This is a genomic window from Vibrio sp. 99-70-13A1 (genome assembly GCF_013114625.1).
Lineage (GTDB): Bacteria > Pseudomonadota > Gammaproteobacteria > Enterobacterales > Vibrionaceae > Vibrio.
Window position 1 is genome coordinate 1 of the sequence record NZ_VTXD01000059.1, and the last position, 14421, is coordinate 14421.

Annotated in this window: 19 protein-coding genes and 1 pseudogene; 2 read left to right on the forward strand and 18 right to left on the reverse strand. The window is 38.0% G+C overall.

Features of this window, described 5'->3' with window-relative positions; all coding sequences use genetic code 11:
* Window positions 1-88 precede the first annotated feature (88 nt).
* From F0226_RS21425 to F0226_RS21465, 8 genes are all read right to left on the reverse strand, one after another.
* Window positions 89-565, reverse strand: coding sequence for a GNAT family N-acetyltransferase (locus tag F0226_RS21425; protein WP_171737536.1), 477 nt, complete (start codon window positions 563-565; stop codon window positions 89-91).
* Between the two features lie 153 nt (window positions 566-718).
* Window positions 719-1363, reverse strand: coding sequence for a hypothetical protein (locus tag F0226_RS21430; protein WP_171737537.1), 645 nt, complete (start codon window positions 1361-1363; stop codon window positions 719-721).
* Window positions 1364-2031: 668 nt separating this feature from the next.
* Entirely contained in the window at window positions 2032-2787 is a 756-nt protein-coding gene (locus F0226_RS21435) for a hypothetical protein (protein ID WP_171737538.1), read from the reverse strand.
* Window positions 2788-2929: 142 nt separating this feature from the next.
* The gene (locus tag F0226_RS21440) at window positions 2930-3562 is read right to left on the reverse strand and encodes a sel1 repeat family protein (protein ID WP_253820886.1); all 633 of its coding nucleotides are present in this window, start codon (window positions 3560-3562) and stop codon (window positions 2930-2932) included.
* A 134-nt stretch (window positions 3563-3696) separates the two neighbouring features.
* Window positions 3697-4218 (reverse strand): hypothetical protein, encoded by a 522-nt coding sequence (locus F0226_RS21445; protein ID WP_171737539.1) that lies wholly within the window; start codon window positions 4216-4218, stop codon window positions 3697-3699.
* Window positions 4219-4353: 135 nt separating this feature from the next.
* Window positions 4354-5256: an HNH endonuclease gene (locus F0226_RS21455; protein ID WP_171737540.1), complete on the reverse strand. Its 903-nt coding sequence runs from the start codon at window positions 5254-5256 to the stop codon at window positions 4354-4356.
* Window positions 5257-5380: 124 nt separating this feature from the next.
* Window positions 5381-5827, reverse strand: coding sequence for a GNAT family N-acetyltransferase (locus F0226_RS21460; protein ID WP_171737541.1), 447 nt, complete (start codon window positions 5825-5827; stop codon window positions 5381-5383).
* A 131-nt stretch (window positions 5828-5958) separates the two neighbouring features.
* Window positions 5959-6363: a hypothetical protein gene (locus F0226_RS21465; RefSeq protein WP_171737542.1), complete on the reverse strand. Its 405-nt coding sequence runs from the start codon at window positions 6361-6363 to the stop codon at window positions 5959-5961.
* A gap of 252 nt (window positions 6364-6615) precedes the next feature.
* Between F0226_RS21465 and F0226_RS21470 the strand changes: the two genes are divergently transcribed.
* Window positions 6616-6771 (forward strand): hypothetical protein, encoded by a 156-nt coding sequence (locus tag F0226_RS21470; RefSeq protein ID WP_171737543.1) that lies wholly within the window; start codon window positions 6616-6618, stop codon window positions 6769-6771.
* 184 nt (window positions 6772-6955) lie between these two features.
* On the opposite strand, the gene F0226_RS21475 is transcribed toward F0226_RS21470, so the two are convergent.
* The 6 genes and pseudogenes from F0226_RS21475 to F0226_RS21500 all read right to left on the reverse strand — a co-directional run.
* Window positions 6956-7873, reverse strand: a complete 918-nt coding sequence (locus F0226_RS21475; RefSeq protein WP_065100971.1) for a hypothetical protein — start codon at window positions 7871-7873, stop codon at window positions 6956-6958.
* A gap of 152 nt (window positions 7874-8025) precedes the next feature.
* A complete protein-coding gene (locus F0226_RS21480; RefSeq protein WP_171737544.1) occupies window positions 8026-8562 on the reverse strand; it encodes an isochorismatase family protein in 537 nt (178 codons plus the stop codon).
* A gap of 195 nt (window positions 8563-8757) precedes the next feature.
* Window positions 8758-9039: a hypothetical protein gene (locus tag F0226_RS21485; protein WP_171737545.1), complete on the reverse strand. Its 282-nt coding sequence runs from the start codon at window positions 9037-9039 to the stop codon at window positions 8758-8760.
* Between the two features lie 282 nt (window positions 9040-9321).
* Window positions 9322-9993, reverse strand: a complete 672-nt coding sequence (locus F0226_RS21490) for a hypothetical protein (protein WP_171737546.1) — start codon at window positions 9991-9993, stop codon at window positions 9322-9324.
* Window positions 9994-10203: 210 nt separating this feature from the next.
* Window positions 10204-10638: a GNAT family N-acetyltransferase gene (locus F0226_RS21495; protein WP_171737547.1), complete on the reverse strand. Its 435-nt coding sequence runs from the start codon at window positions 10636-10638 to the stop codon at window positions 10204-10206.
* Between the two features lie 195 nt (window positions 10639-10833).
* A pseudogene (locus F0226_RS21500) lies at window positions 10834-11163 on the reverse strand (nucleotidyltransferase family protein); the annotation flags it as partial.
* Window positions 11164-11361: 198 nt separating this feature from the next.
* On the opposite strand from F0226_RS21500, the gene F0226_RS21505 reads away from it, so the two are divergent.
* A complete protein-coding gene (locus F0226_RS21505; protein WP_171737548.1) occupies window positions 11362-11703 on the forward strand; it encodes a thiamine-binding protein in 342 nt (113 codons plus the stop codon).
* A 180-nt stretch (window positions 11704-11883) separates the two neighbouring features.
* Here the strand turns inward: F0226_RS21505 and F0226_RS21510 are convergent, their stop codons facing one another.
* From F0226_RS21510 to F0226_RS21525, 4 genes are all read right to left on the reverse strand, one after another.
* A complete protein-coding gene (locus F0226_RS21510) occupies window positions 11884-12861 on the reverse strand; it encodes a hypothetical protein (protein ID WP_171737549.1) in 978 nt (325 codons plus the stop codon).
* A 187-nt stretch (window positions 12862-13048) separates the two neighbouring features.
* Window positions 13049-13348, reverse strand: a complete 300-nt coding sequence (locus tag F0226_RS21515; protein WP_171737550.1) for a DUF2004 domain-containing protein — start codon at window positions 13346-13348, stop codon at window positions 13049-13051.
* Between the two features lie 149 nt (window positions 13349-13497).
* Window positions 13498-13878 carry an STAS/SEC14 domain-containing protein gene (locus tag F0226_RS21520; protein WP_171737551.1) on the reverse strand — a complete coding sequence of 127 codons (381 nt, stop codon included), beginning with the start codon at window positions 13876-13878 and terminating at the stop codon, window positions 13498-13500.
* A gap of 217 nt (window positions 13879-14095) precedes the next feature.
* Window positions 14096-14421: hypothetical protein (locus F0226_RS21525; RefSeq protein ID WP_171737552.1), on the reverse strand; the 326-nt coding region annotated here is incomplete at its 5' end.

The following is a 14421-nucleotide window of genomic DNA, read 5'->3' on the forward strand; positions in this document are numbered from 1 at the left end:
CAATTTGGACACCGTAAACACTAAACTAAACCCAAACCAAAAATGCCAAGCGTGGGGAATCACGCTTAAATTGTTTGTTATGTTGAGGCTACTCGCCTATCTTCTTTGACATATTGAAACCTGTAATTTCAAAACCAACGTCTTTATACAACTTAAGCGCACGCTCATTATGATAAGCCACTCTCAGTTTAATTTGATTAATACCAATAGATTTCAACTGATTTTCAAGCTCTGAAATTGACTGAGTACCATAGCCAAAGCCTCGATACTCATTTGAAATATAAAAATCATAAATAAATGTAGATTTATCTTCAATTTTCACTGAATGCCAGAGATAACCTACAAGCTTCATTTTACCGTCGATTTCAGCATCAATACACAGTAGAGAATGCTCACTACTTTCAAGCCCGTCAGGAAAACAACGGTGCAGATCTTTATTTGCTAACTCGATAGCAAGATCTAAAGAATGACCATAATTTTCGGCAATTTCCTGACTGTAATCGTCAATAAAATACTGACAATAATCTGGATATTCATCTTGCCGCATTTCTCTAAGTACAATCATATCAACCCTTTAAATACGATAAATTTGAACCGCAACATAACGCCCAATTAAGTTGCAGACCAACGCAAACCTAAAGCAACGCACCGATTACACCCAAACCTATTGGAGCTGAAAATGCCGCGCGTTGGCTGTCAGCTTAAATTGTTTGTTATGCTATTCTTCAGCATGGAATCCTAAACGTCGATAAATAAGATCCCAAAAAGAAGAATCAAAATCCAAATTTGAACGCTTACAAGCAACTTTAGAGTAATCTAAGTTAGTGTGGTAATCGGGCAAATTAAAACGAGATTGTTCTTCAATGAGCTTATTAAGATAAAAAATTACTTTGGCTACTTCGGCTAACAATTCTGCAGTATGAAAGGAAACTCCGCAGCTTACATTCCGCTTATCGTTATTACCCATCGAATCGCCATTTTCTAACCATCGTTTAATATATAAGTCTCGATTTTTATCCTTCGCTTCTATCCCATTAAACACAGCTTTAAGACGAATAATCAACTTCCTCTGCTCTGGAGGACAAATAGCATGAGTTCCTGCTAATTCAATAATCAACGCATTAACTAACGACAAATCCAATTCAGGGCGACCTGAATAGCCATCAACAAGAGGATTTTTATATTCGCTTACTAAAGTTGGTAGCCATAACTCTAATTCAGAGACTATATATCTAAACTCATTGTAAAATGCGGTTTCAAGCTTGGAAACTCTCTTCTCATAGCTTTTTTGAGTAAAGTAATGCCCAGAATAGCCCCCGAAAACCGCACAAAATATACTAATAATCAAGCTCACAATACTCAATATTGCCTCCTAAGCATAACGCCCAATTAAGTTGCAGACCAACGCAAACCTGAACCCAAAGCAACTCACCGATTACACCCAAACCAATTGGAACTGAAAATGCCACGCGTTGGCTGTCAGCTTGAATTGCTTGTTATATTTTACATCAATAGGTTGATTTACTTGATAAAGAATTGCGATGTTAACTTGGTTTTCTAACTCAACTCACGCGCTGTAATTGAAAGTGACACTTAAAAACAGAAAATCACTTTGATAAGAAAGAAGTCCATACTCACCGTTAAAAACGAATGAAGAAGAAAGCCGAAACCTTTCAATTTTCCAACGATTACAAAGCTCAAAACGCAAATATCATTAACGCGATTTTGAGCCAGTTACACTTTCAAACAACCCGACTCGAATCCAAAATTAAGCACCCACGAACATTGGCATGTTTTACGGCTGAAAATAGATTAAATTGACAGCCTGAGAAAGCGGCAAGTCACCTACTTCATATTTAATTTTAAGACGCTGATTTCAGATAAAATATAACGCCCAATTAAGTTGCAGACCAACGCAAACCTGAACCCAAAGCAACGCACCGATTACACCCAAAACCAATTGGAACTGAAAATGCCGTGCGTTGGCTGTCAGCTTAAATTGTTTGTTATGAGTACATTTCTCCCGAACCCTTACTCTTCGCTAACAAATGTATATAGAGAAATTTTCTCCAATATTGGTTTCAAGTCATCTTCATCACCACTATCCCCACTTGCATAATCATTTTTACTCATTGACCTTACGAATTGATTAATTCTGAAATAACCACGCATATACTCTTTTAGCTTTTCGAGTTCTTCCGGTAATGATGAGTATTGTTCAGGGTGAATGAAGTGGTTGTGCTGTAGAGACTTAACTGGTCTATCTGTATTATGCCCATGAGCAAACGTATTTCTATACTTCATGAGTTTCTGAAGCTCACCATATTCTGATGTACCCTTCACATTTGAATTTGTAAGAACTGACCCCAAAATAACGAACTTTTCTATAGGTGATAGTTTTTCGATAATTTCCGTCATCTCACGTCTCAGATTGTAAACGCATACCATATTTATGTTTTCCTCAACATCTATGGCAGCCATTACAATGGTTCTTTCAATTCTTAATTTTATCTGATCCGAGAGCTTAAGTGACTTAGAGACAATATCCCAAAATTCATTTGATTGAACCAAACTCCCCTCATCTTCAACGAAGCTAGGATTTTTTGCATAGAACAATTCCAGTTGTTCTTCTTGTACCTCATATGCACTTTCCAACGCCTCAAGCTTCTCAGCAAGTTCGGAAAGCCCCTCATTGATATGCCAAATTGCAGAGCTTCCTCTCCAATAAGGAGGCGGCATTAAAAATGGATCATCTGGTATTTCATTCATTTTATGTTGTTTTTTCAAGACTAACCATCCTGTACTCATAACGCCCAATTAACTTGCGCAGCAACGCAATACGATGGTACTGCACCGCGCCATAATCACTGACACTGATTAGAAGTAAAACTGCCACGCGTTGCAAGTCAGGTTAAATTGCTTGTTAGGTTTATAATATCAACCTCATGCCTTCCAACATTTCTTTGGCTCTAGGATAGCCACTTTTAGATGCTTCCTCTAACCAAAGAAGAGCATTCTGCTGCTCTCCAATTTCCATCAGTATCAGAGCTAATTCCATTTGCGCACGACCATATCCACCTTTTGCAGACAAAGCCAAAAAGTACAATGCATTTTCTTTATTTTTTTCTAAAATGTATCCATTTAAATACATTTTTCCGATGGCAAATTGCTCTACTGTACCACCTTGCTTCGACATGCTATTTATCCACGTAAATTCATCATCAGATAAGCCATTGCTACGCCAATTATCACTATCCCCATTCAGTATACTTAAACTGGATACAAAATAATTACTGACTTCTGATTCATCCGATTCGATGCAATAATCATAATATAGCGTCGATATTTCTACATATTCGTCGTTATCGAGACCAGTTCTAAAATACTCAATAGCGTTCATGCAACTTTGTTCTTCTACCAAAACAGTGTAACCACGATAAAAGCTACTGTTAAAAAAATCAAAACTGTACGGGGACGTTTTAACTTTGGTACTGACTCCACAACCGCTTAAAGCACACAGTAGTCCAATGAAAATTATTGCTTTTGTTATGGATTTCATCATTACTCCAATTTATAAACCTAACGCCCAATTAAGTAGCTGACAACGCTACCAATACGCTCAAAATTACCACCGAAATCACTGAAGTTAAGCCGTGCTGAAAATGCCAAGCGTTGACAGTCTGCTTAAATTGCTTGTTATGTTTCTTTTTTCATGAACAATTCGTCTATAAATACACCATATTCTAGCTGAATTTCATCAAGTACTTTTTGCTCGCTCTCCCCAAGTTTGATTTCAATACCAACTTGCTGCTGCCAAGCAGTGACTAAGACGCTGAATATCTGAGTTAGGATTCTTGTTTGTCGAATTAGGTTGCCGACAAATACCTTTGCCGTATTTGTCCCTTCAACTGTACTGAGATCCCAATTAGGAATTGAGTCAACGTTATGAACTAACATGTTTCTGTTTTCGAGAAATGCTTCCAAAAGAAGGAGAAGATTGGGATGAACATCTGCTCGCTCTTTCACTCTCCCGATAAAGTAACCCAAAGTTTTCTTCTTCTCTTTTTTCTCCAGTTTTGTTAACCCTTCAAAATCAATAAAGCCACCGCCTTGCAGAACAAACGTGGTGCAAAACTTCATTAGGGACTCTAAAGACTGGATATTAACTAGGGCTACACCAATAAGAGAATAAATGTCTTCTACATTTGGTTTGTTCATATTATCTCCACGGAAACATAACGCCCTGTTAAGGTGTGAGCAGCGCAATACCGATGCTGCCGCACACCACCTTAAACACTAAAATCAACGCATAGTAAAAATGCCACGCGTTGCGAATCGCTCTTAAACAGTTTGTTATACGTATTTTTTGAGCAGCTTTGATTTTAGAATTTCTGGTTTCATTGCTGGCTTAGTGCGATGAAGCATACGGTGACAATTTGAACAAACCACACAAACGTCATTTAATGTACTGATGTAGTTTTCATCTTTTTCGTGTAGCGGGTTCTTATGATGGCACTCGATAAACCCAGCGCCTAATTCTTTTCCGTACACTGACTCGAAATCAAAATCACAAACCTGGCATATAAAACCAAACTCGGCTTTTGCGTCTTTTACTAACTTAGAGTTACGCTTGAAATACGAAGCTTCACGTACCAGCCTTTCGCCCTCAGCATACTCCTGCTCTGGTGAGTTCTCTCGAATTTCATAGTCACTTAAATCATCGATTACATATGTTTTTTGTAAAAGATGACTGACATAGCCTCCTGAACCACCAAAGTGTTCAAGTCGATCGCTTTTCACACGATAAACATTTCCTGACGGTCGAAAGTTAGGCATATATTGAACATCTTTCTTGAACTGGGACCAAGTCAGTTCGATATACTGAGTTTTGAAAAAGAACACGTAGGGGAAATGACTACTTCCCCACAAAAAGTTTGAAAGGTTTAAAAGCTGCTCTTTCCAAAAGCCTTTTACATGACAAAGAGCAGGCATTTCACCATCACCACCAGTGGTCTTGATTAGAAGCATGACATCGTCAACTTTAAGTTGACGAATAACACTCTTGGCACCATCAGGAACTCCCCAGACGTTACACCAGCCATCGGGAAACTCAGCTAGAAGCTTATCTTCTATTTCTGCTTGTAGATGAGGTGGACAATGTTCGACGATGTCGGAAACAGCGACTTCACCAAAGACAGTTTTGGGGAAATCTGCATTAGCTCCTTTTAAGCCAACATCATGGAAAAATAACTGCATAATACTTCCTCTGACCTAATACGTATAACGCCGCATTAAGGTGTGAGCGGCGCTTGGCTATACTTGAGCGAAGCGAAACTGCCAAGCGTTGCGAATCACTCTTAAATGCTTTGTTATGTGCGTACTAAATATTTACGTACAATCTCAGCATGTCTTTGTGTTGGATACCATTTTCATAGATTGGCTCGGGGTAGTTTAGCAAAAAATAGTCTTTGATTATTGAGTCTACTCGAAAACCTAAACGCTGATAAAAAGTAAGTTGATAGCCAAATGTACCCGTACCAAGCTCAACACGATTGATCCCCTTGCTTGGCAACAGAGATAGAACAAGCTTTAGTAACTTAGAGCCAATACCTTGACCTTGTAGCTCTGGAGATACAGATACATTGAATATCTCAGCAAGACTGTTGATCTGTGCTTTAACGATACAAGCCGCTAAAACTCGCCCATTGTCTACTGCAGCAAAGCACCATGAATCAGATAAATATGAAGCGATACTAGCTTCAGAAGGATCAGCTTCAAGCAATAACTCTAGTGGAATTTCACTACTTTTGATTTCGATGTATTGCATATTTCCTCCGAGCACATAACGCCCAATTAAGTAGCTGACAACGCTACCGATATGCTCAAACTTAACACCGTAATCACTGAAGCTAACCGAGTTGAAAATGCCACGCGTTGACAGTCTGCTTAAATTGCTTGTTAGCCCTGTTTTAATGACTTTAGGCTTGTATAAGAAACACAAAGAACTAAGGCTGCTAATATATTTAATGTTAAGGTCAATTCATTGAATGTAACACTTATTGGGAATTCGACTCCTGCAGACAGTGCAAATGAGAAGTCAGGCGTTTCAATGCCTATTAATTGTATAAAATAAAGTCCCATGATCAATTTAAGTGACCATAGCTGTTTCTTAAAAAGACCGTAAAAGCTGACAACATTAAGGCTAGCAATCAACAAAACAGGTAGTAATACAAATAATAAATCCGAGAAAAGAAACTGAGATATTTGGGAAAGCACAGCAAATAACATCAACGAAACTCCGATTAAAGCAATTCCTTGCAATACCAACAAAAACTTCGTTCTTTTTATATGAAATTCAAACAATTTTAAATCCTATTCTGAGGGCTAACGCCCAATTAAGTAGCTGACAACGCTACCAAATACACTCCAATTTACCACCGTAATCACAAAAGCTAAACCGAGTTGAAAATGCCACGCGTTGACAGTCTGCTTGAATTGCTTGTTATGGCGTACGCGATTTGGCACGAGAAAACCTAAAACATGTGCCACATCAATAGTTGACTAAATTACTCTGGTATTCTAATTCCACTACCGCTGATTCATGAGGAAACTAATATGACATTTTCAATCAAAAAGATATTTCAAAATAAAGAAACAGAAACTACTGAGGGAACCCAGTCAACCTCAAAAGAGACACCTCAAGAAAGCGATAAATCAGAGAAAGAAATCAAACATGAAACGCCTAGTGGATGTTGTGGTTCTTGTTCATAAAACCTGCCAATTATAAACCTTAGATACTGATCTAAGGTTTAACAACTTGTAAGCCATAACGCCCAATTAAGGTGTGAAGCACGCAACCACGACACTCAATTAGACCGCCGTAAACACCAAACTAAACCCAAACCAAAAATGCCAAGCGTGCTGAATCACTCTTAAATTGCTTGTTAGGCATTTATCACAGTCCGTAGTAGCCCATTACTGCTTTTTTGATAACATCAGTAGCAACAGATATACCAACCTTCCATGTGCCATCCTCTGCTTTTTTTAGGTTGTCAATCAACCACTGTTTAGCCTTATTGCCTAGAGGCTCTTCAGGTGAAGTTGGCTCTTCTTGAGAAACAATTTTAGCTAATTCTTTAGCTGAATCTGTTGATATTCCAGAGCCAGCAAGTAGATCAGTTAGCGCAGAAGAGTCACCTTGTATGGATTTAACGTCAATTTTTGCACCGTCACCGCTATTACTAATAGCTGTATAATTGCCATAAATAGTTTGGTTGGTAATCTGAGACACTCTCTTTTGATCAATCACTTCAACTGAATTTGGATCTAGTTTGATTTCAGATGCGGCAGGAATAGATTTTTCAAGCTCTAACGTTAGTTCGAGTACTCGACTCCGGACTTCTGTTTGAATTTGCACGAAAGAACTACGGGGAATTTCGCCAGTAACTTCATTACACGCATAGTCTGGGTAAACTCTACCTTGTACCATTAAAATCAAATCTGCAGCGTCCAAGCGTAGCGAACCAGACTCTTTTGAGCTACTAACTAACTCGTCAATCGCAGCAATGCCCTCTCGAACTTGATGATTAATCCATGTGTCACCCGCAAGTTTATTTATAATTTGAGATGGAATCGGTGCATTTTTAACTCCTGAATTAAAAGGACCCGAAAATGTTCCTTTATACGTCACAGGTACAACCCTATATTCTGGCAAATCTACATCGACAGGGTAGCCAGAAACCTCGTGTTTTACCCAATCACCTAGAATATCGCTTCCCAAACGAGCAGCAAGCAACCTAAGCTTTAGAAAAATTGTACTTAATTCTGCATCATTTGATATTACTGATGCTTGTATATCTCTTAATAAACTCACGAATTTCTCCTAGTTGATGCCTAACGCCCAATTAAGTAGCTGACAACGCTACCAGTACACTCAAACTTACCACCTAAATCACTGAAGCTAAACCGAGTTGAAAATGCCAAGCGTTGACAGTCTGCTTAAATTGCTTGTTATAAGACTTTTTACTAACGAACTAACCCCAAAATTTTCTTGAATACAGGGGCTCGACAGTCCTTTACAAGTTCATACAAACACATTTCCACACCTGTAATATCTACACCAATACTTTGTAAACGACTAACGCCGAGCTGTTTATTTAAATAAGTTCGAGATGAAACACAATCACTGACAAGCTCCACTTTGTAACCCAATTCGAGCAAACCTTTTGCTGTTTGATAAACACAAATATGCGCTTCTATTCCGCAAATTAGCCAGGTATCTACTTTTTGGCTTTTAATTGAACTCAAGAATTCTGAAGATTCACATCCGTTAAAAGAAAACTTAGTTATAGGCTCGTGATTAAGGACTGTATTGAGCTCTTCGACAGTAGAGCCTAATTTATCAGGATTTTGTTCGAGAGTAATAATCGGTAATTCTAGAGCCTGAACGCCTTTAATGAGTTTCTGACAATTAGAAATTAAAGCTTCACTTTCATAAACTAAACGAGCGAGTTTACCTTGAATATCAACGACGATAAGCCCAGTATTTTCTCTATTCAACATACCAACCCTCCCAAGTTTAAATAAGCCTTATAACGCCCAATTAAGTAGCTGACAACGCTACTAATACATTCAAATTTACCACCTAAACCACTGAAGCTAAACCGAACTGAAAATGCCAAGCGTTGACAGTCTGCTTAAATTGCTTGTTATATTTCAGACATGACCAAGCCAATTGACAATGGATACCAAGCAGAGCTAGAGAATAGTGACACCTTCAATTTCAATCACTGAATTGACATTAGCCCTTTCTATTATTTTGAGTAAAGTCGTTTGAATTAACTCATTATTTCTAATTTCAGTTTCACAAGAAAAACGTTCTTCTTGAACGCTGTCGCCTTCAGCTAACACAAATTGAACCGCTACTTCCGTTGCACATTCCTTGGTAGCTCCGTAGTACGACAAGGTGATTTTTGGATAACCATTGAAGCCTTTTTTAACCTGTTTAGCGATACGTTTCTTAGCTTTATCCAAATTCATACAACTTCCTTTATTTAGTGAAACTCAAGAGAAATATAACGCCCAATTAAGTAGCTGACAACGTTACCAATACACTTAAATCTACCACCTTAATCACTGAAGCTAAACCGAGTTGAAAATGCCAAGCGTTGGCAGTCTGCTTAAATTGCTTGTTAGATTGGCTCGCGTTTAGCTCTCCACGTTGGCAAAAAGCACTACTATAAAATCATTTCGTTGCTTTTATTACTGATAACCAATACATCGAGGGACTAGATAAACTAATAGAAGGCAGGACTACTTCACCTATTTTCTTGTATTAGCCTTACCATTTTCTGTTTTTAAATGAATAAGTAAATCACTGAGATTTCTCGATTTTGGCTTATGCAAGCCGTATCTATACAGCACATGTTCAGCTTTATCTAATCTATCAATTTTTGCTAAATAAGTGATGTAACTTTGTGTTAGCTCATGATTATACCGAGTCAAAACAAGTAACTTTTCATACAAAGTGATTACGAATTTCTTTGATTTAGAGTTATTTTGAGAGATACAATCAACATATCCGGTCCCAAGCAAGTAAAACTCACTTGATTCCGCATCATCTAAGTTAAAACCCATCTTTGATGCTATCGGTAAGGATTCATCACAATATCCATTCTGCAAAAGCATCACACTCATTGAAAATGAATAATTTGTTATTTTATCTTCAGGTGACTTTAAAAATGCCGTATCAAGAACAGATAATATATCGGAGCTTTCTCCATCCAAATTCATCAAAGCGATAGCTTTAACATAGTAACCAAAATCATCTTCTTCATTTTCTTTAATGTAAACATCCACGAGATCCATTAAAGGTTCGAATTGTTTACTTTGTATAAGTTTCTCAAGCTCACTTCTTTCCACTACTTTAGTGCATGCTGATATTAAAAAGATCGAAGCCAAAACAACAGCGATTGCATACCTATTTTTAAACACTTACCAAGCCCTACGGTTGAAGTTAATAATATCTATATCTTTTGTCTATCTAAAGCCAAATACGTCAGTGAAATATGAGCCAGCCATATCTAACGCCACGTTAAGGTGTGAGCGACGCTACCACTAAACTTAAGTCATTGTGCCATAAACACTTAAGCTAAACTTTGAGCTGAAGCCGCCGAGCGTTGCGAATCACTCTTAAACGTTTTGTTATGTGCGTACTGTTTGATAACGCATTTCTATTAGTTGATGCTTACCAACAACTTCTACTTCTTTGATAAATTCAAAGCCAAATTTTTCATAATAACTTCGTAAATAACCGTGAGCATGAATTTCTATTGAAGAGACACTTTGACTTGTAGCATGATCCATTAACGCTTTAACAACCATTGAGGCGATGCCATGACCTCGATACGCTTCGAGCACTGCGACTCTAGCCATGACAGACGAACCATCAGTATCAATAGTTAAACGCGCAGTTGCCACAGGTTGATTTTCATTCATAACAAGAGCATGTTCAGAAGCACTATCTAGACCATCAAAATCCACTTTATTAGGGATTTTTTGCTCAACTGTGAAAACTTGATAACGAATAGCTTGAGCCTTTTCGATAATCTGATCTGACTTGCCAATAATAACTTCCATGCCAATTTCCCTCCAGCACATAACGCCCAATTAAGTAGCTGACAACGCTACCAATACACTCAAATTTACCATCTAAATCATTGAAGCTAAACCGAGTTGAAAATGCCAAGCGTTGGCAGTCTGCTTAAATTGCTTGTTATGGCGCAATTCTCAACGATGACCACCTGACCAGCCAACCTTTTTGACTTACCCGTTGTAACTCATTGCATCCAATGAACTCGTATATGGAGCATCACCATTATGCTCATGCATCACGGCTTGATTACGTACTTGCCAATTAAGTTCAGGCATCCAACTACTAAGTTGTGCTTCATATAACAAGTAAGATTCAGAATGTAATTCATCAGAATCAAAATAGATAACATCCACATCGTTCAGTGGTGTCGGCTTTTCGAAGTTGTGCAATGAATCCCAAACCACGTTACGAACAAAGCCAGCGGCTATAAAGCACTGAGGCAAACCCAGTTGTGCAACACAATCTAAGGCCTTTAACCTAGTTGAGTCTTGCTTGATTAATTCTACGATTTAAGTTGCAGACCAACGCAAACCTGAACCTAAAGCAACGCACCAATTACACCTAAACCTATTGGAGCTGAAAATGCCGCGCGTTGGCTGTCAGCTTAAATTGTTTGTTAGCCGTTACTCTCAAGGGTAAACCTCGGCACTAGAAACAATGTTACTATACGCCATTCGATACCAACAGAAACCGATGAGAAATTATTGATGTCAGCTCAGAAACCACTACTCAATGAAGTCATGCTTGCCTTCCAAGTTATTCCTAGACTAAAAGAAGGCAATAACTTTGAAGTAGTAGACAAAGCAATTGAGGCTGTCAAAGCTTCTGGTGTACCGTTTCAAGTAAGTGCAATGGAAACCACAATGAAAGGTGAATTAAATCAACTCCTCGAAGTGGTGAAAGACGCACAACAAGCTTGCTATGACGCTGGAGCTGTTGAAGTTATTACCAACATCAAGATCCACAGTAAAACTGAGGCTGCTACTGACACATTTTGCACTTACGACAGAGGTGTTACCAAATCCAACCACATGTTTGTAAACAACTAATATTTATGCCGTTTCTGCTATTTTCGCCGTGACGGCTAACGCCCAATTAAGTTGCAGACCAACGCAAACCTGAACCCAAAGCAACGCACCGATTACACCTAAACCATTTGGATCTGAAAATGCCGCGCGTTGGCTGTCAGCTTAAATTGCTTGTTATGTTTTTTTGCTCCGACCATAGACTTATTTGAAACCAAAGAACTTTGACACAAAGAACCCCAAGCCCCTTTTCTCCATTTCGATAATTGTATTATCACGTTCTACTAAGTCTTCTTGATAACCATCACGTTCCCTTACAATGGTATTCTTACTCTTAATAGATAATGATAATTTTGATTCAATCTCTTTTATTTTTGTAAGTGATTTTTGTAAGCTTTCTTCGCTTGTTAAGAGCTTGCTTTGGTGATCCTTAATTTCAGAATTCTTCTTATTTACAATAAATTTAAAATAATCTACAGAAACTGGATTTGATAAAATTTTACCAAAAACTTGCTTTCCAAAAGTAGATTTCAAATAATTATAATAACTTTCTAAATTATCAGGCGTCGGGTTTTTCGTATCAAACTTTTTTTCTATTGAAATAGGTTCAATATTAACTTCTATTATCGGTATTCCGTGACTTTCAAAATCAGTGATTTTTTCTGGCTCGCAAGCATGTGTGTGCTTAACTTCGATTGCTAACTTTCCGCCCCATTTCATAGCTAGCTCAGAGGGTTCTCCAAAACTGCAAATAAGATCAGGATAATAATAAGAATATTTATTTTTATTTGTTAGCTGTATCTTAAGGTCATTTGACCTAATGCTACCCACTTTCAGCATAAACTCGAAATTATCTGAAATTTTAAATTTTATCTCTTCCATTTCGGATAAGACTTGAATTGCTATTGAATGAGAAAGTGAGTCAGAATCCCCACTACTTACCTCTGATGAAACATAACCTTTCGGATACCTATAAAACCCAGTTTTTATAGGAGATAACTCGACTCTTTTAGTAGGGTCATTATGCGTACTCATAAAAGTTAGTTTATTGAATTCATGGATATCTTCACTTTTAAGTTTTAGGACTTCCCAAATGTAAAATATTCTTTTTGGATGTTTTTCACCGACAACATAATTACCATCAACTTGTTTTGCATACGCCCATATTTTTTTATTAGCCAACCTGACATCCTTTTAGATTTTAAATTAGAGAAAAATGCGCTAAAACATTGAAAAACATAACGCCCAATTAAGTAGCTGACAACGCTACCAATACACTTAAACCTACCACCTTAATCACTGAAGCTAAACCGAGTTGAAAATGCCAAGCGTTGACAGTCTGCTTGAATTGCTTGTTATGTTTGTAGTTTCAGCTTTCCATCGAAATATCGGTGACTTGACCAGCTTCATCGAATACAACACTAACCACGTAACTGGTTACATCATTTGGCAATGTGAAATCGTACACACCATCCTCTACATGATTCAATACTAGTGCAGAAAAAATATCATCAAAATTTGGGTTTTCATTACCTAAGATTACTAGCCATGCTGTTGCAGATATTTCATCTAAGTGGTGTGATACAAACAGATCTATACCATATTCGCCTAATTCTGTTCCTCGTGAGGCTTTTATAGCCGCAAGAGCTAACTCTATTTTATCATCCATTGAATAATTCCATTTTTTCGAGAAAACATAACGCCCAATTAACTTGCGCAGCAACGCAATACAGTGGTTCTGCACTGCGCCATAATCACTGAAACCGATTAGAAGTAAAACTGCCACGCGTTGTAAGTCAGGTTAAATTGTTTGTTATGTTAATCCGTTAGCCACTGCACTGCCGACTCGTAGCTACCAAATGATTCTATTTCACCTGATATGAACCAATTGCCTACTTTGGCGGCTAGCTCCTGCCAATTCTTATCACCGTAGATGGCTATTTTCTCAATATTAAAGCCAACCTTTAACCCAAGCTGAAAATCGTCCCACGCAGCCCGAAGCTCCCAACCTGAAAACTCAGTTATATCGACCAACATTTTCATATGCTTCGAGTTGATACCCTTTAAGCTAGAATCCAAGACAGGAACAATAGCTTCATAGTCTTTATGAGTGAGTTTACCTGTAGCCTTAAACACTAAAACAGATTCTGAGCCAATGCGCTCAATACCTATTGTAATTCCATGACGTTCTATACTCATAACGAGCACCTCAGTTGGATTGACTTATACAGCTTAGGATAAGCGAACTACAAAAGATGAGAGCTAATTACCAGTTTTATGCGGAATTTCAATGAGTAACATAACGCCCAATTAAGTAGCTGACAACGTTACTAATACACTCAAACTTACCACCTAAATCACTAAAGCTAAACCGAGTTGAAAATGCCAAGCGTTGACAGTCTGCTTAAATTGCTTGTTATGTGCAAATTCCAAGTTGGGGTAATTCGGCTAACAATTCAGACACCTCAACTTCAGGGTTTAGTCTAATCGCACTCTCCACATTGAATTCACCATCAAAGATGCTTTGTACTATCTGTTGAGAAAGCTCAACCTCATAGGTGCTGTCAGCAAATGCGCAAAAATCAGATGCCGACATTTTCAGTATGGTTTCGGGTGTAGGTAAATCGTTAATATCAAAACCAAATTTAACCCAACTATCTAAGTGTAAATACCAGGCTGTTGAACCTGTTTGCATTGTAAACGCAGGCTCTCGGACAAATTCAGAGTAGCACTGAGGAAAAG